Origin of the sequence: Synechococcus sp. CBW1107 (genome assembly GCF_015841355.1) — a bacterium.
Lineage (GTDB): Bacteria > Cyanobacteriota > Cyanobacteriia > PCC-6307 > Cyanobiaceae > Regnicoccus_A.
The window spans coordinates 1,759,642-1,780,288 of sequence record NZ_CP064908.1; the positions used below are offsets into that span (position 1 = coordinate 1,759,642).

Sequence of the window (20,647 nt, forward strand, 5' to 3'; positions counted from 1 at the left end):
GCGCCCGGTCGCCGCTGACCAGAGCGTGGACTGCTGGATGAACACCAGCCAGCAGACCTGCACGGCCAGACCCTGGGGCCAGGGGGGCTTCGAGATCAGCTTCAGCCGTGGTGCGATTTTCCGCTTCGTGCCCGCCGGTCCTCCCACCACCGACAAGCGGCCGATGCGCGATGAGCAGGGCCGCCTCTGGCTGATGAGCGGCCACCACAGCTTCGAGCTCTTCGAACAGGGCGGCGATGGCAACCGGATCTCCGTGTCCCGCGTGCGCAGCCAGGGCGCCCCGGCGATGCGTCACCAGGCCCACAGCAAAGTGAAGCTCAGCGGCCACGGCCAGCCCACCGTGACCCTCTAGGCCAAGCCGAACTACGGCTCCGCGATCGCCGGCTTGGGCGTGTCGGGCGAGAGGCTCGACAAGCTCGCGTGCACCTCCAACAGCCAGGGCACCTGGTGCCGGGTGGGCTACCCCGGTCAGAGCGGCCGTGTGCTCTGGGCGCCCAGCGGGTCGCTGATCTTCCTCGGCGACGGGGAATGAGCCCTCGCTAACCTACCGCTACCGCTCCCTTGGGGCCGGGTAGGTTGACCATGACAGGGTTGCTGGATGCTGTGGAGGATCCGGGATTCGCTGATGGTCCTGAGGGATGGTGAATCCACGAACGATCCTCCGCCTATCCAGGCTTTCTGGCGGAATTTCGCCAGCATCTCAGCCGTGGCGCCGCCTTCCCAGCGATCGCGGCAGCCGGGGTTGCCTGGTGGGGGCTGGCCAGGTGGATGAACAGAAAGACCTGAGGCCCTGCCATCGATTCAGGCACTGCAGCAAACCGCAAGCTTGAACAGCAGACCCGCGTGCATCGCGATCGGCATGATGTTTTCATGAACCTCTCCGCGCGGATCGCCCTCCTCGCCCTGGCTGGGGCCATCGCCACCGGCAGCGCCTACAGGCTGCAGGGCCAGAGGATTGATGAGAACGGGATCCTGCATGAGCCATTCGCGCTGGTCCCGATCACCTACCTCCTGATCGCCGTCTCCGGCTTGAGCGCGGTATTGAGTGTGGCCTGTCGGAAGCAATGACGCCTCTGACAGCCCTCAGCCTGGCTGCCATCCGCTTCCGATGACGATCCGCCATCTCGCCCTGAGCGGCTACCGCTCCCTGCAGAACGTGGTGCTTCCCCTCGACCGGTTGACGCTGGTGACGGGGGCCAACGGCAGCGGCAAGTCGAATCTGCAGCGGGCCCTGAACCTGATCGTCGCCGCTGCCCGCGGTGAGATGGTGGGGGCCCTGGCCCGGGAGGGGGGCCTGCCGGCGGTGATGTGGGCCGGCCCGGAAAGGCTGAGCCGGGAGATGCGGCAGGGGGAGCGGCGGGTGCAGGGCGGCCCTCGCCAGCAGGCGGTGCGCCTGCGTCTGGGCTTCGCGGCTGATCCCTTCTCCTATGCGATCGAGCTGGGCTACCCCCAGGAGCGGCAGACGGCCTTCGCGCTCGATCCGGCCCTGAAGGGCGAATGGATCTGGGCCGGTGGCAGCTTTCATCCCCGCGCCGTGCTGAGCAGCACCCGGGGCCAGGACGATCCCGACCGGAGCCTGTTCCAGAGCGGCGCCGACCCGCAGGAGCAGCCCGAGGTGCATGTGCTGCGCGAGCAGATCCTCAGCTGGCGCTTCTACGACGGCTTCCGCACCGATGCCGGCGCGCCGGCGCGGCAACCGCGGGTGGGCACACGCTGCTTCGCCCTGGCGGGCGACGGCGGCGACCTGCCGGCGGCGGTGCAGACGATCCTGGAGAGCGGCGACGGCGACGGGTTGCAGCAGGCCATCGCGGATGCCTTCCCCGGTTGCCACCTGAGCGTGACCACGGAGGCGGGGCTGTTCCGGCTGCGCTTCCATCAGCCGGGTCTGCTGCGACCGCTGGACGCCTCGGAACTGTCGGACGGCACGCTGCGCTACGTGCTGCTGACGGTGGCGCTGCTCAGCCCGCGCCTGCCGCCCCTGCTGGTGCTCAACGAACCGGAGAGCAGCCTCCACCCCGATCTGCTGGCGCCGCTGGCGCGGCTGATCCGTTCAGCGGCGGAACGGACTCAGGTGTGGGTGATCGCCCATGCCCCGGAACTGATCGGCGCGCTGGCCGCTCAGGACCACTGCCACCACGTCCAGCTGCAGCGTGAGATGGGGGCGACGGTGGTGCAGGGGCAGACCACCCTGGAGCGCGGCGCCTGGCGCTGGCCGGGGTGAAGCTCGCCAGGATGATGCTCTCAGCCTCAGGGCCAGGCCCAGACGGCTCAACACCCGGGAGACCTTTGACGACCACACTGCAGACCACAGTGCCGACGACAGGGCCGATCACCACGTTCGCGGACTTTGCCCAACGGGCCGACTATTCATTGCTGGAGTCCCTGAAGGCGGATCCCCAGGCCACCGCTGATGGCCACGATCACCAGCCCCGCCAGGTGTTCTCCGGTCACTATGTGCCGGTGATGCCCACGCCGCTTCCGGCGCCGGACTACGTGGCGCACAGCAGAACTCTCTTCCATGACCTGGGCCTGGGCGATGCGCTGGCCCACGACGACCAGTTCCGCCGTCTGTTTTCCGGCGACATCACGGCGGCGCAGGGGCCGATGCGGCCATATGGCTGGGCTACCGGCTATGCCCTCTCGATCTACGGCAGCGAATACATCCAGCAGTGCCCGTTCGGCACCGGCAACGGCTACGGCGATGGCCGGGCCATTTCCGTGTTCGAAGGCGTGTTCAACGGCCGGCGCTGGGAGATGCAACTGAAAGGCGGCGGCCCCACGCCCTACTGCCGTGGCGCCGATGGACGCGCCGTGCTCCGCTCCAGCGTGCGCGAGTTTCTGGCGCAGGAGTTCATGCACGCCCTGGGGGTTCCCACCTCCCGCTCGCTGACGCTGTACGTGTCGCGAGCGGAAACCGTCCGCCGGCCCTGGTATTCCCCGAACTCCCGCTCGTTTGATCCCGACATCCTGGTGGACAACCCGGCCGCGATCACCACACGGGTGGCCCCATCCTTTCTGCGGGTGGGCCAGCTGGAGCTGTTCGCCCGTCGTGCCCGCAGCGGTGCCCATCCGGAGGCGCGCAACGAGCTGCAGATGATCGTTCAGCACCTGATCGAGCGGAACTACCGGCCGGAGATTGACCCGAGCCTGGAGTTCAGCGATCAGCTGGTGGAGCTGGCGGAATTGTTCCGCGGACGGCTCACCGCGCTGGTGGCGAAATGGATCCGCGTGGGCTACTGCCAGGGCAATTTCAACAGCGACAACTGCGCCGCCGGTGGCTACACCCTCGACTACGGCCCCTTCGGCTTCTGCGAACTGTTCGATCCCCGCTTCCAGCCCTGGACCGGCGGCGGCGAGCATTTCTGCTTCTTCAACCAACCGGTGGCGGCCGAAGCCAACTACCAGATGTTCTGGGCCGCCATCCGGCTGCTGCTGGAGGGCAACCCGGAGGCCTTGGCGCGGCTGGATCAGATCCGGGACGGCTTCGCGGAGGCGATGAACCAGGAGATGGAGGCCATGTGGGCCCGCAAGCTCGGCCTGCTCACCTACGACGCCACGCTGGTGAACGAGCTGCTGCAGCTGATGGTGAGCTCCAAGGTGGATTACACGATCTTCTTTCGCAGGCTCTCTGACCTCCCCGAGCATCTCTCAGCTCTGAAAGAGAGCTTCTATGTGTCGAGTTCCGAAGAACTCGATGCGCAATGGACTCAGTGGTTGCAACGCTGGCGGGATCAGATCACGGCCAACGGCGATCTCAGCGAGACCTCCGCAGCGATGAAACGCGTCAACCCGGCCATCACCTGGCGCGAATGGCTGATCGCCCCCGCCTATGAACAGGCGGCGCAAGGGGACACCACCCTGATCCAGGAACTTCAGGAGGTGTTCCGCCATCCCTACGACGAGCTGTCTGAGGAGCTGGCGGCCCAGTACGACCGCCTGAAGCCCAGGGAGTTCTTCAACGCCGGTGGGCTGTCGCACTACAGCTGTTCGTCGTGAGCCGATGCCGCTCGCCCTGGTGGCTCCCGTAATCGGCAAAGCCGAGGCAGTGAAACGGCAGGGTGACACCGCCCCGTGGATGAGGCTTCGCGGGTGAGGCTCTGGTTCTCCCAGTGGAACTCCAACGGGGAGATGGCGACGTCGTTGGTGCGGGTGGTAGGGGAGAACAACCGCTCACTCTTCTTGAGGGTGATGAAGAACACGTCGCAACGGGTGGCCTCATCGGAAAACATGCCTTCGCGGGCGGCATCAAAGCTGGTGGGATAGAGATGTGATCAACCATGCAACCAAGCCCACGTCAGCGATTGCCCGCTCAAGTCGGAATGCTTCGATCCAGGAGAAGGAATCCAGCCTCTGGGTGAACCGCGAAGCGCTCAATCGCACCAGCGTGACGCAATAGGAACGCAGCCGTTTCGGCATTGCTGGCATTGCCGATGGCGAGGCACACCACCTTGGGAGGGCAGCCGCGGTTGACGCTTAGAAGCAGGAAATCTTCGTCCTTGGTGACGAGCACGTAGCCATCACGGCGAGCCAGCTCCCAGAGTTTCCGATCGTTCGCTCCACCAAGACCCAGAAGGCGAATGTGCTGGCTCTCTGGGAACCGTGCTGCCAGCAACGGAATCAGCCGCTCGGAGAGGTTCTCATCCAGCAGCAGGCGCAGGGTCAAGCTGCCGGACAAGTGGTCATCAGCCGTCGTTCCCGCTCTGCGGCAAAGGCCAGACAGGCCAGCACATCCTCATGGGTGAGCTGGGGGAAGTCCTGGAGCAGGTCCGCTTCGCTGCGGCCGCTGGCCAGGGATCCCAGCACATCACCCACTGTGAGGCGGGTTCCCCGAACGCACGGCTTGCCGAAGCGAATGGCCGGATCGATGGTGATGCGTTCCAGAAGGTTCATCAGGTCAGCCTAATGGCGTGATCGCTCTCTGCCAGGACGAATCCCTCAACCCTTTCAAACCGCCACCGCCAACTCCGGATAGAACGCCGCCGGGATCGGCTGCTGCAGCCGCCAGCGAATCGCCATCGGCCGCTCGCCTTCGTGGCTCACGTAATCCGCGAACCCCAGGCAATGAAACGGCAGAGTGACACCGCCCCGCTTGTTCTCCTCGCGCACGAACAGCAGCACCCGGCTGCCGCGCGCTTGGTGGTGGATGTAACGCTGCCCCGTGGATGAGGATTCGCGGGTGAGGCTCTGGCTCTCCCAGTGGAACTCACGGGGGGAGATGGCGTAGTCGTTGTAGCGGGTGGTGGGGGAGAACAACCGCTCACTCTTCTTGAGGGTGACGAAGAACACGTCGCAACGGGTGGCCTCATCAAAGACCACGCCCTCGCGGCCGGGGAAGGGGCGCGAATCGTTCAGCAAGCCGAAGGCGGCGAACACCTCGGCGCGGGAGTAGCGGCCGTGCAGGCGCAGGGGCACGGGCGGGGCTGACGCATCGACGCCCAGGACTGGCCAGACGAGCGGTGCCACCAGGTGGTCGGTGCGCTCCAGCAGGAGCTCGAACAGCTCCACCAGCTCGGGGCGGAGGGCCGGGGCGGCCCAGAGCCGCACCAAGGCCTCGGCGAGGGGCACGTGATGCCGGCCGCTGCCCCAGAGCTGGGCCATCAGCATGCGCCAGAGGCGCTCGCTGGCGGCATCGAATCCGGCGAGATCGGGGGGTGCGGGACGTTGCAGCGCTTCGGCGTAGAGGCGCAGCCGACCGGGGTCATCCAGGTGGAGCAGGCCGCCAGCGATGCCCCGGCCCAGGCGCTTCTCATCGTCTGTGGGCTCGGTGATGGGCTGGCCCGAAAGCTCCCCCGCCGCCAACCACCCCAGCTCCCGCTGCAACAACGCCCACGACCCCGCCACCTTGTAAAACTCCCCCACCTCCATTCCCAGCCCCTCCAGCACCCCCGCCAGCGAGCAGCGGCCAACGCGGCGGCATTCCGCCAGCAGCTGGGGCCGCCGGCTGGGCAGCGACTCGCGCAGGTTCGCCAGCACCCGCTCGCTCGACACCCGATCGAGCTGCAGGCTGCAGCCGGCTGGCAGGAAGGGAAACCCGTCCTTGATCTGCTGTTCCAGCTGGTCGCGGGTGCCGCCGAGCAGGGCGCGGTAGCGCAGGTCGAAGCGGAAGTTCCGGTGGGCCTGGCCGATGAAATCCAGCACCGTGAGGCAGCTCTTGCCCCGGCAGAGGCGCAGACCGCGGCCGAGCTGCTGCAGGAACACAATCGCGCTCTCGGTGGGCCGCAGGAACAGCACCGTGTCGATCTCGGGGATGTCGAGGCCTTCGTTGAACAGATCCACCGCGAACAGGATCTGCAGCTCGCCGGAGCGCAGGCGGCGGATCTGCTCGGCGCGCTGCTCGCGGGGGCTGGAGGCATCCAGGGCGGCGGCGCGCAGGCCGGCGGCCACGAACTTGCGGGCCATCCAATGGGCGTGCTCCACGCTGACGCAGAAGCCCAGGGCCCGCATCGCCGCCAGGTTGGTGACTTTGTCTGCCAGTTCGCGCAGGATCAGGCGCAGGCGGGCGTCGTCGGCGGTGTAGAGGTTGGACAGGGCCTCGCTGGCGTAGCCGTTGCGGCGCCATTCGATCCGCGACAGATCCGTGCCGTCGTGGAGGCCGAAGTAGTGGAAGGGGCACAACAGGCCCTGCTCCAAGGCGCTCCAGAGGCGCAGCTCGGCGGCGACTCGGCCATCGAACCAATGGAGGATGTCCTCGCCGCCGGTGCGCTCGGGGGTGGCGGTGAGGCCCAGCAGCAGGGTCGGCCTCAGGTGGGCCAGCCAGCGCTGGTAGCTGGGGGCTTCGGCGTGGTGGAACTCATCGACGATCACCACGGCAAACGTGTCCGGCGCCAGGTGTGCCGGATCGATCCCCGCGAGCGACTGAACGGAGGCGAACACATGGCGCCACTGGCTGGGACGCTGGCCATCCACCAGCAGCTCGCCGAAGGAGCCATCGCGCAGCACCTGGCGGAAGGTGGCCAGGCTCTGCTGCAGGATTTCGCGCCGGTGGGCCACGAACAGCAGGCTCGGGCGCCCCGGACCGCCCTGGCGGGCGTAATCGATGGCGGCGACCACGGTTTTGCCCGTGCCGGTGGCGGCCACCACTAGGTTGCGCCAGCGGCCATGGAGGCTGCGCTCGGCCGACAGCTTGTCGAGGATCTCCTGCTGGTAGGCGTAGGGGCGGATGTCGAAGAAGCTGACCGGTGTGGCGTCCGCCGCCGAGTCCCCCGCCGACTCCTCGCGCACAGCCCGATCAAAGCGGTGCTGCTCCAGTTCGCTGGCCCGGTAGGGCTCGAACTCGCCCTCCTCCCAGTAGCTCTCAAAGGCGGCCTGGAACTTGGCGAGGATACCCTCGTTGTCGTGGGCGGAGAGGCGCACGTTCCACTCCAGGCCGTCGTGCATCGCGGCGGTGGAGAGGTTGGAGGAGCCGATGTAGGCGGTTGAGGCAGGGGATGCGCCCGAGAGGCCCGGCCGATGGAACAGCCAGGCTTTGGCGTGCAATCTGGTGCGGCGGGTGTCGTAGCTGACGCGCACCTCGGCGCCGTGGGCCACCAGCCAATCGAGGGCGCGGCGGTCGGTGGCGCCCAGGTAGACGGTGGTGAGCACCCGCAACGAGCGGCGGGGCTGGCCCTGCAGGAACTCAGACAGCGCAGGCTGGAGCAGGCGCAGGCCGCTGTGCTTGATGAAGGCGCAGAGCAGGTCGATCCGCTGGGCGGAGGGGATCTCGTGGATCAGCGCCTGCCCCACCGACGGTTCGCCGCTGGCGTTCACCAGCAGGGTGCTGTCGGCCAGGGGGATGAGCGGGCGGATGGTGGCGGCCTGGCCGGGCAGGAGCGCCGTGGATCGGATCTCCGAAAGCAGCCGGGTGGAGGGGTGAAGGAGGTCGCCCGTGGAGATGGCGCGGGGTGCTTGGCTCTGGAGCAGGCCCACCAGTTGGTTCACCAGGGCCAGTTGGTGCTCAGGGGTGGCACCACCGCTCAGGTGCGCCAGGGCAATGCGGGCCAGACCCGCCAGGTGCCGGGCCAACAGGCGCGGGGCTTCCTGGGGATCGAGGCTGTCGGTGTCGACCAGGGTTGCCTGCAGGTCGCGCAGATGCTCCTCCAGGCCCTCGGTAAGGAGCTGCTGGTAGAGGCCGGGGGATGGGGCCTGGTCGGGCATGGGTGTCCAGGCGCCTGTGCTGCAGAACTTGCCGTGGATCGCCAGCCAGGAATCGGACTGGGATGTGGCGATGTTATGCGGGTCCGGATAACGTGCCAGCCAGCATTGACGACCGAGGCCGGATGCTTGCTCCAGCGAGGGATCTGCTCAGTGCAGCCAAGCTCCTTTATTCGTCTTATGCGGAAGGAGGGATAGTGAGGGGGAGTTTAGGCAGATCCGTCCAATCAGCGTTAGCCAAATTTGTGACGATCCTTGATATCCCGCTACAAACCTCACCACCCGGCGGCGGGGGTTGTGGGTGTCACGCGGCGCAAGGGCTAACGCGAGTGCGGGACGCTCACTTAGCCCCGCGCCACCCAACGGATTTCAAAAGACTGAAGCCCAATCCCGCACCCTTGCGCTCGCGTGGTTTCAAAGCCCCCTCGCCGCCGCCGTGCTGGGTAGGTCAGGACACGGCGGCCCGAGCGGCCTACCCGCGACTGCGGTGGCGGCACGCACGGGAGCCTGCTCGAACCCTGCTGCCGAAGCAACCAGCTTGGAGATCGAGTTCCTGAAAGCTGGTGGAACCCGCCGAACAAAGTCCTTCCGCCAAGAGCGTCACAGCGTCACAACCGTCAGACACACTGCAGCACCAGGATTTCCAAGCTGTGACGGTTGTGACGCCCCCCCCCCAACACACTGTGGTCTGGCAGACACTCCTGCCCCCCAGAGAGCCCCCTGGCCGCCCCTCCAGGGGGCTTAAGAGCACCTCGAATAATCAGCTATTTGCAAGGTCTCTGAGGACACGAAAAAGCCGCCGAAGAGGCGGCAGAACAGGAGAATCTTATATCGACTATTGACGATCTCCTGAGCTATGGGAGATTCTCTGGGAGATTCATGCGACAGTTGCTATATGGGAAGAGCGCTGGAGATAACGAAGGAAGTTGAAGGTCAGGTTCTTGAGGCCCCACCAAGCATCATTCCTTTCTAGCCCAATCTTTCTTGTCAGTTTTCCACCCATGGACATAGTCATGTAGCCAAAGACATGCTCCACACAAGCTCTGATTGACGACTTGACACGATTCAGTTCCTTGGCTGCGTCGCTGAGCGGATGATTGCGAGCGCCTTTTTCATGGATCAGACTTTCAAAGCCACCGAGACTCAGAAGATCCTCAAAGCATTCACCTGAATACGCTGAGTCTGCCCAAACATGGTCATGTTCGTTTTCTGGATCCAGCAAGCGTGGAAGCATCTGACTGTCGTGAATGTTGGCAGGAGTGACAGTATATCGGAGGATGAATCCATGGTCGACATCGATACAGATGCTGTTCTTGTAACCGTAGTAACTGATGACGTTCTTTTTTGTCCAGCGAGCATCTAGATCCTTCTGCTGCAAGCGATCTGGGTTTTCATCCCAGCGCTCCGGCAGCCTCCCGGCTTTGACTTCTTTGTTCTCCTCGCGGGTATTGCGTTGCTTGGGAACCGGAACAAGAGTTGCATCGATGATCTGGCCACCGCGGGCTTGGAGCGCCCTGGGAGCGGAGGTATGCCTCAAACATCTCAAAGAACTCCTCGATAACTTCCGCCTTGCGCAGTCGCTCTCTGAAGAAGGCGACTGTGGTGGCATCAGGAATGCTGTTCATCACACCAAGCCCGACAAACTCCTCAAAGGAGCGCCTGTCATTCACCTGAAATTCAAGCTCTTCATCGCTGAGGTTGAAAAGCTGCTGGAGAACGAGAATCTTGAAGAGGATCAGCGGATCAATCCTCTTACGCCCTGCATTGGTCTTTCGCTCCTGGACATAGCCCTTGTCAAGCAGTGGCCGGAATGAATCCCAAGGGATCGATTCAGAAAGTCGCTGAAGAACCGGCTTCTTCTCCTTGAGCTTTGCGACTCTTTGCTGTTCGTCCCAGAACCCTCTCTGACCCACTGCAGAATTAGAATGTCGTGAATCCAATTCTAGCTCAGATTAGGCCATATTGCATTGGCTTGTTGATTTTTCGAGGTGCCCTTAAGCCAGTAGTTGTGTACTATCCGGCAGCAGATGCCTCCCGCTTCTCGCTCCAGGCCCCAGACTGCCCGTGAGGACCCTGGTGAAGAGTGGATTTACCTAGACCACGACGTGCTGAAGGTCAGCCGGAGGCGCAAGGTGTGCATCGCCTGCCATTGGTTTCGCCACCATGCGGGTCCCAACTGCATCCCGCTGCTGACCTGCCAGCTGCACCAGGGGTTGATCGCGCAGGGGGCAGACTGAACAGAACTGCTGCACTGCGCATGGCCTGGGCCCAGGAAATGAACAGCCGACCTATGGCCGATCTCCAGGATTGACGAGAAGCGATGAGTTCACGCATGCTGCCCGGTGTCAACTACGTAGGCGCCCGCCTACCTAATCGTCGCCGAACACGCATGCCCTCGTCCGTCACCGTCAGTCCTGCCTGGCGATCCTTCAGAAGGGTAGCGCCCCTCCGAGTGGTGTAACTCAGGAGGTCCTGTGACCCTCTCCGGAGGGTGAACAGGAGCAGTCAGGGGATGACTGCTTGGAAGCTGATTGCGCAGCTCCATTGATCCATTATGAACCCTGATCGCTGAATTGGCAACTCAGCGATCGATGTGTTCTGTGTAGATCGAGGTAGAAGCTGGTGCGCTTCAGCTGATGGTTGCAGCCGGCTGGGCGTTCGGATCTGCATCGGTGAGCTCCAAGGGCTCTTCTGGCTCTGGGATCTTGGCCATGGTGGCCTCAGAGAAGAAGCGGCGACGCTCCAGCTGCCATTCCTCCTGCTGCTCCAGCAGCTGGCTGCCCACCAGGCGCACGATCGCTGGATCATTGGGGAAGATGCCGACCACGTTGGTGCGGCGTTTGATCTCCTTGTTGAGGCGCTCGAGCGGGTTGGTGCTCCAGACCTTGCGCCAGTGCTCCTGGGGGAAGTGCAGGAAGGCCAGCACGTCGTCCCGGGCGGCTTCCATCACGGGCACGGCGCCGGGGAACTGCTTGCGCAGCATCTCGGTGACCCGCTGCCAGTGGGCGCGCACCTGATCTGGAGCCTGGATCACGAACACCGCTTTCATGGCAGCGGCCACCATGTCCTGGCCGGCCTTGGGCACATGGCTCAGCAGGTTGCGCAGGAAGTGCACCCGGCACCTCTGCCAGCTACTGCCCTGGAACATCCGCTTGATCGCTGCCGTCAGGCCCAGGTGGGCATCCGAGATCACCAGGCGGGTGCCGTCGAGGCCACGCTCCTTGAGTGAGCCCAGGAACTGACGCCAGAAGCCCTCCGCCTCGCTGTCGCCCACGGCAATGCCGAGAACTTCGCGGTAGCCGAGGGCATTGATGCCGATCGCCACCACCACCGCCCGCGACACCACCTGCATATTTCGGCCCAGGCGGCCGTGGAGGTAGGTGGCGTCGAGGTAGACGTAGGGAAAGCGGGCATGGTCAAGCGGCCGGCCCAGAAAGGCTTTCACCTGCTCATCGAGCCCCTGGCAGATGCGGCTCACCTCCGATTTGGAGATGCCGCTGGCCCCGCCCAGCGCCTCCACCAGGGCGTCGACCTTGCGGGTGGAGATCCCGCCGGTGTAGGCCTCCATCACCACGGCGTAGAGCGCCTTGTCCACCCGGCGGCGTGGCTCCAGCCAGCTGGGAAAGAAGCTGCCCTGCCGCAACCTGGGAATGGCCAGGCTGAGGTCGCCCACCTGGGTGGTGAGCAGCCGCTCCCGGTAGCCGTTGCGATGGGTGGAGCGCTGATCGGGGCAGCGCTCATGGAGTTGAGCGCCCGTGAGGGCAGAAACCTCGGCTTCCAGCAGGTCCTGGAAACCCCGGCGCACGATCTCTGGGATCAGGGCGCCAGCGGTGGTGCCCTCCATGAGCTGGCTCAGCTCGGAGGCGCCACTATGGGTGAGGGTCATGGTCTGTGTTCGGTTTGGTGGTAGTTCTCCGAACAGGGTCACAGACCGGCCCACCCATTGCCACAGCTGAAATCTGAGGGAGGTGAGCCGTCAGCCCCGGCTACGCCGGGGCTGATCCTCCTGAGTTACACCACTTGCTGGGACGCCGCTCCGCTGCCCTCCAGCGCGCAGAACACACAGCCCGCTACGGGGTGGCCGTAGCGGGCCTGCAAGCCGCGGAAGTCGGTGCAGTCGGTGTCGCGCTTTCCGGCGTTGCAGCGGAAGCAGAGGGCCTGCAGGTTGGTGATGTCGTCTGAGCCGCCCTGGTTCTTCGGGATGATGTGGTCCACCTCGATGGCCCGCTGGTGCTCGTGCGCACCGCAGCACTCGCAGCGGCCCCGGGCGCGTGTGAGCACCCTGTATTTCACCGAGCCGCTGATCGGGCTGCGGTGGCGGCTGCGGTGGGCAAACACCTCTTCGCCGCGCTGCTCGCGGAAGGCATCGAGGCGCTGGCGGCAGAGCTCCAGCAGCTCGTCGCGCTCGCCGTCGCTCAACTCTTCGCCGCCGATCAGGCTGTAGGCGCCGTTGCCATAGGCGGTGATGCCGTTGCCGGTGAGCACCCGGCCCACCATGCGCTTCACCCGTTCGGTGTAGTACTCGATCTGGGTCACGTCTTCGCCCAGGATCCGCCGGGCCACGTCCTGCGCCGGGGCCGGGCTGCTCCTCCCCAGCAGCTCCATGAGCATGAGCGGTTGGTAGATGTGGCTCATGCGCATCCGCTCGGCGATGAATGCGCGCAAGCGAAGGAAGGCAGCTGAGGGGGGCGGGGGCATGGGGGCATCCTGGCTGGGTGAGACGGGGGTGGCACTTGTAAGAGGAGGAACACAGGCAATCCAGGCCGCCATGTCAGCGCGTGACCGCCTTCGCCCGGCACTACTGCCTGGCGTGCCTACGTCCGGCGGGGGTAAGGTAACGGTGTGATCAGGTCGTTTCGTTGCCGCGACACCCAGGCACTCTTTGAAGGCAAGCCTGGGCGCCGCTTTGGAAGCTTCGCTCGCGTGGCTTTCCGGAAGCTCGCCATCCTTGATGCGGCCGCCTGCCTCAACGATTTACAAGTTCCACCAGGCAATCGCCTGGAGCCACTCAGGGGGAACCGCCATGGCCAGCACAGCATCCGCATCAACGACCAGTTCCGGCTCTGCTTTGTCTGGACGGAAGCAGGGCCAGAGGAGGTCGAGATCGTTGACGACCACTGACGTGATGCTCGTGCCCCCGGGCGAGGTGCTGCTGGAGGAGTTTCTGCGGCCCATGGGGATCAGCCAGTACCGGTTGGCGCTGGCGATCGGCGTACCGGAGAGCCGCATCAACGCAATCGTCAAAGGGCGGCGGGCGATCACTGCCGACACCGATCTGCGCCTGTGCCGTTTCTTCGGCCTGAGCGAGGGCTTCTGGCTGAGGATGCAAGGGAGCCATGATCTGAAGCAGGCCAAGCAGGCCTTGGCAAGCGTGCTGCCGGCAATCGTGCCCATCCAACCAATGGCGTGAGCAGGCCTGACGGTTCAGTGCCAGCAGATGCCGCCCTCTGCGGCGCTCAGCTGCTCGCCGCCCACCACGGCGACGGTGCCCTTCTCGCAGCGGGTGATGCCGTTGAAGGTGAACCCGGCCCACCATCCGCTTCCCAGGATCCGCCGGGCCACGTCCTGCGCTGGGGCCAGGCTGCGGTGGCCCAGCAGTTCCATGAGCATCAGCGGTTGGTCGATGGGGCTCAAGCGCATCTACTTGGCGATGGTCTCGCGCAGGCGCTCGTAGGCGGCGGAGGGGGACGGGGGCATGGGGGCATCCTGGCCGGGGTGAGACGGGGGTGGCACTGGTGGGGGAATAGCCCAGCCTTGATGCCATGCCCTCCGTCACCCCCTCGGACAGACCTGGCGGGTCGCCTACGATGAATCACCTGCAGGCAGCAGAGGCTGTGCGTACCTTCTCCGCTGTGATCGAGCGCTGCGCGGACACCGGCCTGCTTGTGGGCTACGTCCCGGGCTTTCCCGGCGCCCACAGCCAGGGGGAGACCCTCGATGAGCTGCAGGCCAACCTCCAGGAGGTGATCGCCATGCTCCTGGACGACGGCGAGCCGGCCCTGGACAGCGACTTCGTGGGCCTGCAGCAGATCGTGGTGCCGGCCTGAACGAGGGCTCATCCCCCGTTCTCAAGTCCTCTGAGGTGGCGGACATTCTGAGGACGCTGCACCACAGTTCCCGTCCACAAGGGACGGGATAGTTCTCTTCCGCTGCTTCGTCAGATCGCCAAGGACATTGGCATGACCCTGGAGGAGTTCCTCAGCCACCGCTGAGCACCGAATCGGTGACGAGGCCCTGACGGCACAGCTGCAGCAGCTCGTCGCGCTCGCTGTCGCTCAGCTCGTACCCGCTGATCAGGCTGTAGTGGCCATCGCCACAGGCGGTGATGCCGTTGCCGGTGAGCACCTTGCCCACCATGCGCTTCCCAGGATCCGCCGGGCCACGTCCTGCGCCGGGGCCAGTGGCGGGCAGCAGAATGGAATCCATGGATCCCACAGAGCCACCCACTCTTGAGCGGCTAAGGCAGATGGCCCCCGAGCTGCTCGCCCTCACAGCCGCCCACGGTGGCCGGGATCTTCGCGTCTTCGGCTCCGTGATCCACGGGGCGGCAGGGCTGCAGAGCGACGTGGACCTGCTGGTGGATTTCCCCTCCAGCCCCAGTTTTGAGCAGTACATGGACCTCAAGCTGGCCCTGGAAGACCTGCTCAGCGCTCGGGTGGACCTGGTGACGCGCCGCGGTCTTCGCCCTGAACTACGGCAGCGGATCGAGCAGGAGGCCATTCCGCTTGCCTGAAAGGGGGAGTGCCCGCAATTGGTCGCTGTTCCTCCAGGACATGCAACTGTGCTGCTCCAAGGTGCTCCGATACAGCCAGGGGCTCACCAGGCAGCAATTTCTTGCTGACGAGATGTTGGTTGACGCAGTCCTGCGCAACCTGGAGGTGCTGGGTGAAGCGGCGAAGCAGATCCCGCCGGCGTTCCGTGAGCGGCACCCCCAAGTGCCCTGGCGACGCATTGCTGGCCTCCGCGATGTTCTGGCGCATGCCTACTTCGGCCTGGAAGAGGAGACCATCTGGCAGATCGTTTCCGAGAGCATTCCAGCCCTGGCTGACCAGTTGGACGAAGTGGCTGAGGCTGAGCGCTGATGGCGGCAGAGCTCCAGCAGCGCCTCGCGCTCGCCATCGCTCAACGCGTCGCCGCCGATCAGGGAGGTCGCACCGTTGCCAGTGCGGGTGATGCCGTTGCCGCTGAGCGCCTTGCCCACCGCGTGCATCCGCTCGGCGATGAACGTGCGAAGGCGAAGGAAGGCAGCCGAGGGGCTGGAGGCCATGGAGTGATGGTGGCGGCTGCCGGGCGACCGGGCCAGGTCTGGTTTTGGGCGGCCCAACCCGCCGATCGCGGCAAGACTGCGGGCTCACCACACGGCCGTGCCCTGGTGAGCCATGGCTGGCCTCCGCGATGGTCTGGCGCAGGCTGACTTCGGCCTGGAGACGACACCGCCTGAGACAATCCAACCTCGCCGACCCGCAGGGAAAGACATGACTGTTCTGGGGAGAGAGGCGATCCTGCAGGCGATCCAGCAGGGCTCGATCACGGTCACCCCGTTCGATCCCTCTCGGCTGGGTCCCGCCTCGCTCGACCTCACCCTCGCCCCCACCTTCCGGGTGTTCCGCAAAGTGCACGCCGTGATCGAGGTGCGCGAGCACACCGACTACCGGCAGCTCACCGAGAAGATCGAGGTGCCCGAGGGCCAGCACATCCTGATCATGCCCGGCGAAACCGTGCTCGGCATCACTCAGGAGCGGCTGCGTCTGGGCCCCGGTCTGTGCGGCTGGCTGGAGGGTCGCAGCCGTTTCGCGCGGCTGGGCCTGATGGTGCACATCAGCGCCCCCTTCATGGGGCCGGGGATCGACAGTCAGCAGGTGCTGGAGATGAGCAACTTCGGCCCCGCTCCCCTGGCCGTGCATCCCGGCACCGCCATCTGCCAGTTTGTGTTCCAGAAGCTGCAGGGCAGCGAGTGCTACGCCGGCCGCTTCGCTGGCCAGACGGAAGACTCTTTCTGAGCGTCCCGCTGTTGCGGTCAGAAAATCCCCAGGGTTTTCTTCTTGCAGTAGCCCGCCCCGATGTTCATCCATCCCGAGTCACAGGGCTTTCCGTAGGTGGGCTTCACCTCGTAGTAGATGGGTGAATTGCAATGCTGCTTCAGGTCATTCACATACCCCAGCGGACACTGGTCATATCCCGGGAGTTTGGGAATCCGCTTCTGAGCCACGGCCGGGCCGGGAATCAGCAGCGGAAGGGCCAGAAGCCCGGAAAAGAAACAGAGGGGCAGTGTCTGCACTGGAGGGACATCCTTTCAGGTCAATCTTAGGAGTCTTCTGCCGCCAAAGCCTCTTCCAGGCCAGGCAGCGCCCCAGGCCACCGGCACTCGTTTCTGGTTCAGACCCACCAGCGTCTGGATGGGAATGACGCCCGCTCCGCCCCGATCAACGCCGGGACCCTTCGACTCAACCTGTGGGAGCGGCTCGGGTGCCGGGCGGGCGGGCTCCCGGCGGCGGAGCATGGCTGGGGCATCGATCAACGCCGGATTACATCAACGCATTGATTGCTGCCCCTCATTCAGGTAGCCCGAGCGTACTCTTGGCTGGTTTCGTCTGTATTGACGTTGATGATCCATCGGCTGGCCAGTGCTGGCTCTGAGGGAGCCCCACTCCCGAAATCTGAGCAAGGCTTTCCGCGCCAGCGGGAAAAGCTGGTTTCTTTTGCTGTGGCGATGGTTGCCTGCGTGGCCGTCATCATGTTGGAGCCCGCACTTTTCTCCCTGGAACGGGGTTCCCATTTCAACTGGGTCACATTGCACACCCTCTCCATCGTTGATCATTCACGCCTGGCATCAGGATTCGTTGGCTATAGCTGCAAGCTTGGGGAGATTGCTGGTGACGGAGCCATCACATTTAACTATGACTACTTCAATCGATATTCGGTTTTATTTCCCGTGGCGGGCAATTTGTTTCTTGATTTGTTCAGGGAGTCTACGCAGCTCTATCTTCTGGCGACGAAGCAGTTGATGAATCTAATTTACGTTCTTACTGTTTGGTTGATGTATTTATCTTTGCGGACGATGAGGTTCTCGCTGCTGACGTCGATACTGAGCGTATTCAGTGTTGGCGCATCACCTTTATGGCTTCATTACAGGCCAATGTTTCACTTCGACCAGCCTGGTCTACTGGGATATGTTGTCTGTATATACAGCTATGCTGCATTCATCTGGCAGCCCGAGGCCCGTGCTTCCAGGGGCAGGCCCTTGGCTTTCCTGCTGCTTTCAGTGTCTGGGTGTCTCTTTGGTAGATCGTTCATCTCGGTTCTGTTTCTGGCTGCAGTCAGCATCTTTCAGCAATTCAAGGGGACATCAGTCCGGCTGCGACTTGTCTGCTGGCTGACCACCCTTCTTGGAGGCGCAATGGTGGGCGCGGCAGCGCTCTATGCGGGAATTGTGGAATCAATTCTTAACGGAGAGGCCGGAAACCCTGTTGCAGGGCTGGTGCAGAGTTCCGTGTTCCAGTCTTCCCTGCGTCGCCTGGGCCTTCTTGCAGCGGTATGGCCGGACGCCCAGAAGCCAAAGCTTGAATGGTCATCTTTGGTGTCCCATCTCGTTGAATGGCTCGCCAACCTGATTCCTGCCTGGCCAGTGTTCCTGCTGATGTTTCTGTGCATCATCTTGTTGGTTGGAGGGCTCCTCGGGCGTCTTTCGGGATCCACCAGCGTATTCACAGCCCGGGACCTATCAGGAAAGTTGTCCGCTCGGGGTGCTGAGCTGAGCACCTTGATTGAGCTTACTGCGGGTTAAGGATCAGGGGCCGCGAGGCTCGATCGTCGTCGTCATCTCGATACGGGACTGTTGTTGAGGATGGAGCTGCCGGCCCCTGATCGCGGCTGTTGCCGATCGCGCCCCTCGGTGGGCGCGATCGGCAACAGCCACGGGGGCCTGGATTGTTGAGGGTCAGGCAGCGACAGGTTGCTGCGGGCGGGGATGGTTGATGCTCACAACCTGTGGCTGGCTCCAGTCACGGATGTGACGACTCCAGCGCTGCGGATGCTTCTCCCGAGCCTCTTCGTAGGTCTGCTGTCGGATGGCACAGATCCCATCGGCCTGGCCGTAGTGCCGCTGATTCGGCGTCACATACTTGATGCCGCTATGACGGTGCTCAGCGTTGTACCAGACAACAAAGCCATCCACCCAGGCTTTTACCGAAAGCAGATCCCGGAATCGCCTTAGCGGATAACTCTGGTGGTATTTCATCGTGCGAAACCACGACTCGGCATAGGCATTGTCGTTGCTCACGCGTGGCCTTGAGAACGATAGTGACACGCCCAACTCCGCCATCTTGGCCGCCAGTGTGAATGAGCGCATCGGAGCGCCATTGTCGGAATGCAAGACCGCAGCAGTGCCCTTGCTAATTCCTTCGTCACGGCAGATGCGATCAAAGAATGCACTGGCAAGCACGCTGCATTCTCGCTCGTGCACTTCCATTCCAAGGATGCGCCGGCTCCACACATCTATCACCATATAGAGGTAATAGAACTGCCCCTTGAAAGGACCAGGCAACAGGGTGATATCCCAGGCCAGCACTTGATGGATGCCTGTTGCCTCCAGTACCGGGACCTCCCTGGGCTCTCGCGGCAAGCGAGTTCTGCCGCGGTGGTTCAACAGACCCTCCTGGCGCATGATGCGATAGATCGTGGACTCTGAACCCACATAGATTCTCTCCTCGGCAAGGATGGCCACGATCTGAGCTGGAGTGAGATCTGCAAACCGCGAGTCATTGACGGTTTCAAGCACTTGCTGTCGCTCTTCCTCACTGAAACGATGCGCCACTACCCGAGGAGAACCCTTGCGGTGGTCCTGGCTGAATCCATAAGCCTCGTAGGCCATGCCCCAACGCCGCAGTGTGCGAGAGCAGATGCCGATCAGATCGGCAATCGCCTTGACACGAGCCCCTTTGCTGAGCCCTTCACGGAACAACTCCATCAGCTGTCTCCTATTCTCCTCTGAGATCAGTGCTCCTCGTCCAGTGGCCACAGCTGATCGAGCTTTTTTGAGAGCATCAGCAGTGCTGCAGCTTCCGCGAGAGCTTTTTCTTTCTTCTGCAGTTCACGCTCCAGCTTTCGATTCTGACGAATCAGTTCTTGATTCCTCCGCTGCAGTTCCCGCTGATCAGCCATGCTCGGAGCGCTGGGGCCATTGGCATCCTCAGCGGCCTGACGCCAGCGGGCAAGCTGTTTGGGGTAGAGGCCCCGCTCTCGGCAGAAGGCCCCCAGCTCAGGGCCGCTGAGAGCGGCGGACTGGATCACGGCAGCCAGCTTGTCGGCAGCCGCCCACTGCTCCGGCGGTCTGCTGGTCGCAGGCACCAGCTGGCCCTGCTTCTGCCACTGGCCCCGCCAGTTGTAGAGGGTCTGTGTCGTGATGCCGGTGGAGCGGGCAATCTCCGCCACGGTCTCCCGATTGGGCGGACTCATCCGCTTGCGGATTTCAGCCCGCACGGCCTGGTCATAGATCGGTTTCATGGTCGTCGGTTTGGCCCCCTGGTGGATGGGTCAGACCGAGCGGACTTCTTTCCTGACAGTGGGGGGCCAGTTTTCGCCTGCGCACTGATCTCTCAAGCGATCATCCATTCCATGCGAACAGGGAAGCCAGGATCGCCAAGACCATCCTGTGGTCGTGTTTGCTGGCAAGCATGGCGTGGCTTGTGCTTTTCAGGAACTTGATTGTTTTTCATGACTATACGGTGATGTTTCTTGTGCCATTCATGGCCATGGTGGCTGCCTGCATCTATCAGGCTTTTTTCGACCAGCTGCGCGTCTGGATGCCAGCGGCCCGCTATCGCTTCGTCGTTTGCGCGGTTTTGTCATTCATTATCTTTTTCGTCTATATCGATGCCTATCTGGGCTCAGTGCGTGCCTGGAGGGTCGGCGATGAGAACGCAGCTCCTCTGGCTGAGTTCTACCGAGATGTTGATCAGTTCAACCTCCGCTCCGCCTCATCGCTCCAATTGGCGCGTGTGCAGCATGATGGTGAATGGGTCCCGGCATCTCCCTACGCGCAGTGTGTCCTTCTCGATGCCGATCTCCTGGTCAATCCAGATGGTGCCGGTCAATCGATCACCGCGCCACCGGCGTTTCCGCTATCCGCTGAAGCATTGAAGGCCAGCACCTTTCGTTCCAAGCGAAAACTGGCGGAAGGGAGTCTCAAGCAGTTTTTTTACAGAAATGATGATACTTATCTTCGCTAGGAATCTGCTTCCCATCTCATCGGCAGGCTGGGCTGTCCGCTGGCCCCCCATTGTTATGGTTCAGGGCCGGTTGAGGCTGGTCAGAGGCTGCACAGGCGCTGGCCCGGCGTCCTGATCAGCGGCCGGAAAGGAGGCTGATGGCGCCAGGAGCGTCGGCGGGCAGCGAGGCCACCGAGGGGATCCACAGCGTGAGATGGACCAGTCCTCGTCAATCCGTCACCAGCAGTTTCAGCATTGCCTCGAGGCCCTGTGCTGACGCTTGACAGCAGCTCTCGAGCCCGAGCTGAAGG

The 20,647-nt window shown here is 63.7% G+C and carries 26 protein-coding genes; 14 read left to right on the forward strand and 12 right to left on the reverse strand.

Annotated features, from left to right (window positions below; all coding sequences use genetic code 11):
* The first annotated feature begins 37 nt into the window (after positions 1 to 37).
* The 5 genes from I1E95_RS09140 (at position 38) to I1E95_RS09160 (ending at position 3,996) form a co-directional block, all read left to right on the forward strand.
* Complete coding sequence (locus I1E95_RS09140) at positions 38 to 352, forward strand: hypothetical protein (protein WP_197161549.1); 315 nt, start codon at positions 38 to 40, stop codon at positions 350 to 352.
* A gap of 33 nt (positions 353 to 385) precedes the next feature.
* Positions 386 to 532 carry a hypothetical protein gene (locus I1E95_RS09145; RefSeq protein WP_231594520.1) on the forward strand — a complete coding sequence of 49 codons (147 nt, stop codon included), beginning with the start codon at positions 386 to 388 and terminating at the stop codon, positions 530 to 532.
* Positions 533 to 870: 338 nt separating this feature from the next.
* Complete coding sequence (locus tag I1E95_RS09150) at positions 871 to 1,068, forward strand: DUF3955 domain-containing protein (RefSeq protein ID WP_197161553.1); 198 nt, start codon at positions 871 to 873, stop codon at positions 1,066 to 1,068.
* Positions 1,069 to 1,108: 40 nt separating this feature from the next.
* On the forward strand, positions 1,109 to 2,221 hold the full coding sequence (locus tag I1E95_RS09155; protein WP_197161555.1) for an AAA family ATPase: 1,113 nt from the start codon (positions 1,109 to 1,111) through the stop codon (positions 2,219 to 2,221).
* 11 nt (positions 2,222 to 2,232) lie between these two features.
* Positions 2,233 to 3,996: a YdiU family protein gene (locus tag I1E95_RS09160; protein WP_197167319.1), complete on the forward strand. Its 1,764-nt coding sequence runs from the start codon at positions 2,233 to 2,235 to the stop codon at positions 3,994 to 3,996.
* Between the two features lie 313 nt (positions 3,997 to 4,309).
* Here the strand turns inward: I1E95_RS09160 and I1E95_RS09165 are convergent, their stop codons facing one another.
* The 7 genes from I1E95_RS09165 to I1E95_RS09190 form a co-directional block, all read right to left on the reverse strand.
* A complete protein-coding gene (locus tag I1E95_RS09165) occupies positions 4,310 to 4,663 on the reverse strand; it encodes a DUF5615 family PIN-like protein (RefSeq protein ID WP_197161557.1) in 354 nt (117 codons plus the stop codon).
* On the reverse strand, positions 4,660 to 4,890 hold the full coding sequence (locus I1E95_RS09170; protein ID WP_197161560.1) for a DUF433 domain-containing protein: 231 nt from the start codon (positions 4,888 to 4,890) through the stop codon (positions 4,660 to 4,662). Before I1E95_RS09170 ends, I1E95_RS09165 begins: the two co-directional genes overlap by 4 nt.
* A 54-nt stretch (positions 4,891 to 4,944) precedes the next feature.
* Positions 4,945 to 8,133 carry a DUF3427 domain-containing protein gene (locus I1E95_RS09175; RefSeq protein ID WP_197161563.1) on the reverse strand — a complete coding sequence of 1,063 codons (3,189 nt, stop codon included), beginning with the start codon at positions 8,131 to 8,133 and terminating at the stop codon, positions 4,945 to 4,947.
* Positions 8,134 to 9,007: 874 nt separating this feature from the next.
* Positions 9,008 to 9,619, reverse strand: a complete 612-nt coding sequence (locus I1E95_RS16885) for an IS5 family transposase (protein ID WP_231594973.1) — start codon at positions 9,617 to 9,619, stop codon at positions 9,008 to 9,010.
* Positions 9,522 to 10,043, reverse strand: coding sequence for a transposase (locus I1E95_RS16890; RefSeq protein ID WP_231594974.1), 522 nt, complete (start codon positions 10,041 to 10,043; stop codon positions 9,522 to 9,524). The genes I1E95_RS16885 and I1E95_RS16890 overlap by 98 nt, the downstream gene beginning before the upstream one ends.
* 716 nt (positions 10,044 to 10,759) lie before the next feature.
* Complete coding sequence (locus I1E95_RS09185) at positions 10,760 to 12,016, reverse strand: IS256 family transposase (RefSeq protein ID WP_197161565.1); 1,257 nt, start codon at positions 12,014 to 12,016, stop codon at positions 10,760 to 10,762.
* 125 nt (positions 12,017 to 12,141) lie between these two features.
* Positions 12,142 to 12,828, reverse strand: a complete 687-nt coding sequence (locus tag I1E95_RS09190) for an HNH endonuclease (protein WP_231594521.1) — start codon at positions 12,826 to 12,828, stop codon at positions 12,142 to 12,144.
* Positions 12,829 to 13,053: 225 nt separating this feature from the next.
* Here I1E95_RS09190 and I1E95_RS09195 point away from each other — a divergent pair, with 225 nt between their 5' ends.
* Together I1E95_RS09195 and I1E95_RS09200 are read left to right on the forward strand one after the other, a co-directional pair.
* Positions 13,054 to 13,251: a type II toxin-antitoxin system RelE/ParE family toxin gene (locus I1E95_RS09195; RefSeq protein ID WP_304623240.1), complete on the forward strand. Its 198-nt coding sequence runs from the start codon at positions 13,054 to 13,056 to the stop codon at positions 13,249 to 13,251.
* A gap of 4 nt (positions 13,252 to 13,255) precedes the next feature.
* Positions 13,256 to 13,540 (forward strand): HigA family addiction module antitoxin, encoded by a 285-nt coding sequence (locus tag I1E95_RS09200; protein WP_197167322.1) that lies wholly within the window; start codon positions 13,256 to 13,258, stop codon positions 13,538 to 13,540.
* Positions 13,541 to 13,554: 14 nt separating this feature from the next.
* Here I1E95_RS09200 and I1E95_RS09205 read toward each other — a convergent pair whose 3' ends face one another.
* Positions 13,555 to 13,764 (reverse strand): hypothetical protein, encoded by a 210-nt coding sequence (locus tag I1E95_RS09205; RefSeq protein ID WP_197161571.1) that lies wholly within the window; start codon positions 13,762 to 13,764, stop codon positions 13,555 to 13,557.
* Positions 13,765 to 13,964: 200 nt separating this feature from the next.
* Between I1E95_RS09205 and I1E95_RS09210 the strand changes: the two genes are divergently transcribed.
* On the forward strand, positions 13,965 to 14,177 hold the full coding sequence (locus tag I1E95_RS09210; RefSeq protein WP_231594522.1) for a type II toxin-antitoxin system HicB family antitoxin: 213 nt from the start codon (positions 13,965 to 13,967) through the stop codon (positions 14,175 to 14,177).
* A 151-nt stretch (positions 14,178 to 14,328) separates the two neighbouring features.
* Here the strand turns inward: I1E95_RS09210 and I1E95_RS09215 are convergent, their stop codons facing one another.
* A complete protein-coding gene (locus I1E95_RS09215; RefSeq protein WP_197161576.1) occupies positions 14,329 to 14,556 on the reverse strand; it encodes a hypothetical protein in 228 nt (75 codons plus the stop codon).
* Between the two features lie 40 nt (positions 14,557 to 14,596).
* Here I1E95_RS09215 and I1E95_RS09220 point away from each other — a divergent pair, with 40 nt between their 5' ends.
* The 4 genes from I1E95_RS09220 (at position 14,597) to dcd (ending at position 16,130) form a co-directional block, all read left to right on the forward strand.
* Positions 14,597 to 14,863: a nucleotidyltransferase family protein gene (locus I1E95_RS09220; RefSeq protein ID WP_197161579.1), complete on the forward strand. Its 267-nt coding sequence runs from the start codon at positions 14,597 to 14,599 to the stop codon at positions 14,861 to 14,863.
* 61 nt (positions 14,864 to 14,924) lie between these two features.
* Positions 14,925 to 15,212 (forward strand): DUF86 domain-containing protein, encoded by a 288-nt coding sequence (locus I1E95_RS09225; protein ID WP_231594523.1) that lies wholly within the window; start codon positions 14,925 to 14,927, stop codon positions 15,210 to 15,212.
* Positions 15,212 to 15,544 carry a hypothetical protein gene (locus tag I1E95_RS09230; RefSeq protein ID WP_197161583.1) on the forward strand — a complete coding sequence of 111 codons (333 nt, stop codon included), beginning with the start codon at positions 15,212 to 15,214 and terminating at the stop codon, positions 15,542 to 15,544. The genes I1E95_RS09225 and I1E95_RS09230 overlap by 1 nt, the downstream gene beginning before the upstream one ends.
* A gap of 61 nt (positions 15,545 to 15,605) precedes the next feature.
* Complete coding sequence (gene dcd, locus I1E95_RS09235) at positions 15,606 to 16,130, forward strand: dCTP deaminase (protein ID WP_197161585.1); 525 nt, start codon at positions 15,606 to 15,608, stop codon at positions 16,128 to 16,130.
* 17 nt (positions 16,131 to 16,147) lie between these two features.
* Here dcd and I1E95_RS09240 read toward each other — a convergent pair whose 3' ends face one another.
* Positions 16,148 to 16,399 carry a hypothetical protein gene (locus tag I1E95_RS09240; RefSeq protein ID WP_197167324.1) on the reverse strand — a complete coding sequence of 84 codons (252 nt, stop codon included), beginning with the start codon at positions 16,397 to 16,399 and terminating at the stop codon, positions 16,148 to 16,150.
* A gap of 336 nt (positions 16,400 to 16,735) precedes the next feature.
* Here I1E95_RS09240 and I1E95_RS09245 point away from each other — a divergent pair, with 336 nt between their 5' ends.
* Complete coding sequence (locus I1E95_RS09245; protein ID WP_231594524.1) at positions 16,736 to 17,914, forward strand: hypothetical protein; 1,179 nt, start codon at positions 16,736 to 16,738, stop codon at positions 17,912 to 17,914.
* Positions 17,915 to 18,067: 153 nt separating this feature from the next.
* Here I1E95_RS09245 and I1E95_RS09250 read toward each other — a convergent pair whose 3' ends face one another.
* On the reverse strand, positions 18,068 to 19,147 hold the full coding sequence (locus tag I1E95_RS09250) for an IS3 family transposase (protein WP_231594525.1): 1,080 nt from the start codon (positions 19,145 to 19,147) through the stop codon (positions 18,068 to 18,070).
* The gene (locus tag I1E95_RS16895) at positions 19,123 to 19,632 is read right to left on the reverse strand and encodes a transposase (RefSeq protein ID WP_231594526.1); all 510 of its coding nucleotides are present in this window, start codon (positions 19,630 to 19,632) and stop codon (positions 19,123 to 19,125) included. Before I1E95_RS16895 ends, I1E95_RS09250 begins: the two co-directional genes overlap by 25 nt.
* 170 nt (positions 19,633 to 19,802) lie before the next feature.
* Here I1E95_RS16895 and I1E95_RS09255 point away from each other — a divergent pair, with 170 nt between their 5' ends.
* Entirely contained in the window at positions 19,803 to 20,357 is a 555-nt protein-coding gene (locus tag I1E95_RS09255; RefSeq protein WP_197161589.1) for a hypothetical protein, read from the forward strand.
* Positions 20,358 to 20,647: the final 290 nt, after the last annotated feature.

Excerpts from the sequence above, each read along its gene's own strand:
- I1E95_RS09140 (WP_197161549.1), top strand. The coding sequence starts at position 38 with ATGAACACCAGCCAGCAGACCTGCACGGCCAGACCCTGGGGCCAGGGG.
- I1E95_RS09150 (WP_197161553.1), top strand. The coding sequence starts at position 871 with ATGAACCTCTCCGCGCGGATCGCCCTCCTCGCCCTGGCTGGGGCCATC.
- I1E95_RS09155 (WP_197161555.1), top strand. The coding sequence starts at position 1,109 with ATGACGATCCGCCATCTCGCCCTGAGCGGCTACCGCTCCCTGCAGAAC.
- I1E95_RS09160 (WP_197167319.1), top strand. The coding sequence starts at position 2,233 with ATGATGCTCTCAGCCTCAGGGCCAGGCCCAGACGGCTCAACACCCGGG.
- I1E95_RS09170 (WP_197161560.1), bottom strand. The coding sequence starts at position 4,890 with ATGAACCTTCTGGAACGCATCACCATCGATCCGGCCATTCGCTTCGGC.
- I1E95_RS09175 (WP_197161563.1), bottom strand. The coding sequence starts at position 8,133 with ATGCCCGACCAGGCCCCATCCCCCGGCCTCTACCAGCAGCTCCTTACC.
- I1E95_RS09185 (WP_197161565.1), bottom strand. The coding sequence starts at position 12,016 with ATGACCCTCACCCATAGTGGCGCCTCCGAGCTGAGCCAGCTCATGGAG.
- I1E95_RS09190 (WP_231594521.1), bottom strand. The coding sequence starts at position 12,828 with ATGCCCCCGCCCCCCTCAGCTGCCTTCCTTCGCTTGCGCGCATTCATC.
- I1E95_RS09200 (WP_197167322.1), top strand. The coding sequence starts at position 13,256 with ATGCTCGTGCCCCCGGGCGAGGTGCTGCTGGAGGAGTTTCTGCGGCCC.
- I1E95_RS09215 (WP_197161576.1), bottom strand. The coding sequence starts at position 14,556 with ATGGATTCCATTCTGCTGCCCGCCACTGGCCCCGGCGCAGGACGTGGC.
- I1E95_RS09220 (WP_197161579.1), top strand. The coding sequence starts at position 14,597 with ATGGCCCCCGAGCTGCTCGCCCTCACAGCCGCCCACGGTGGCCGGGAT.
- I1E95_RS09230 (WP_197161583.1), top strand. The coding sequence starts at position 15,212 with ATGGCGGCAGAGCTCCAGCAGCGCCTCGCGCTCGCCATCGCTCAACGC.
- dcd (WP_197161585.1), top strand. The coding sequence starts at position 15,606 with ATGACTGTTCTGGGGAGAGAGGCGATCCTGCAGGCGATCCAGCAGGGC.
- I1E95_RS09245 (WP_231594524.1), top strand. The coding sequence starts at position 16,736 with ATGATCCATCGGCTGGCCAGTGCTGGCTCTGAGGGAGCCCCACTCCCG.
- I1E95_RS16895 (WP_231594526.1), bottom strand. The coding sequence starts at position 19,632 with ATGAAACCGATCTATGACCAGGCCGTGCGGGCTGAAATCCGCAAGCGG.
- I1E95_RS09255 (WP_197161589.1), top strand. The coding sequence starts at position 19,803 with ATGGCGTGGCTTGTGCTTTTCAGGAACTTGATTGTTTTTCATGACTAT.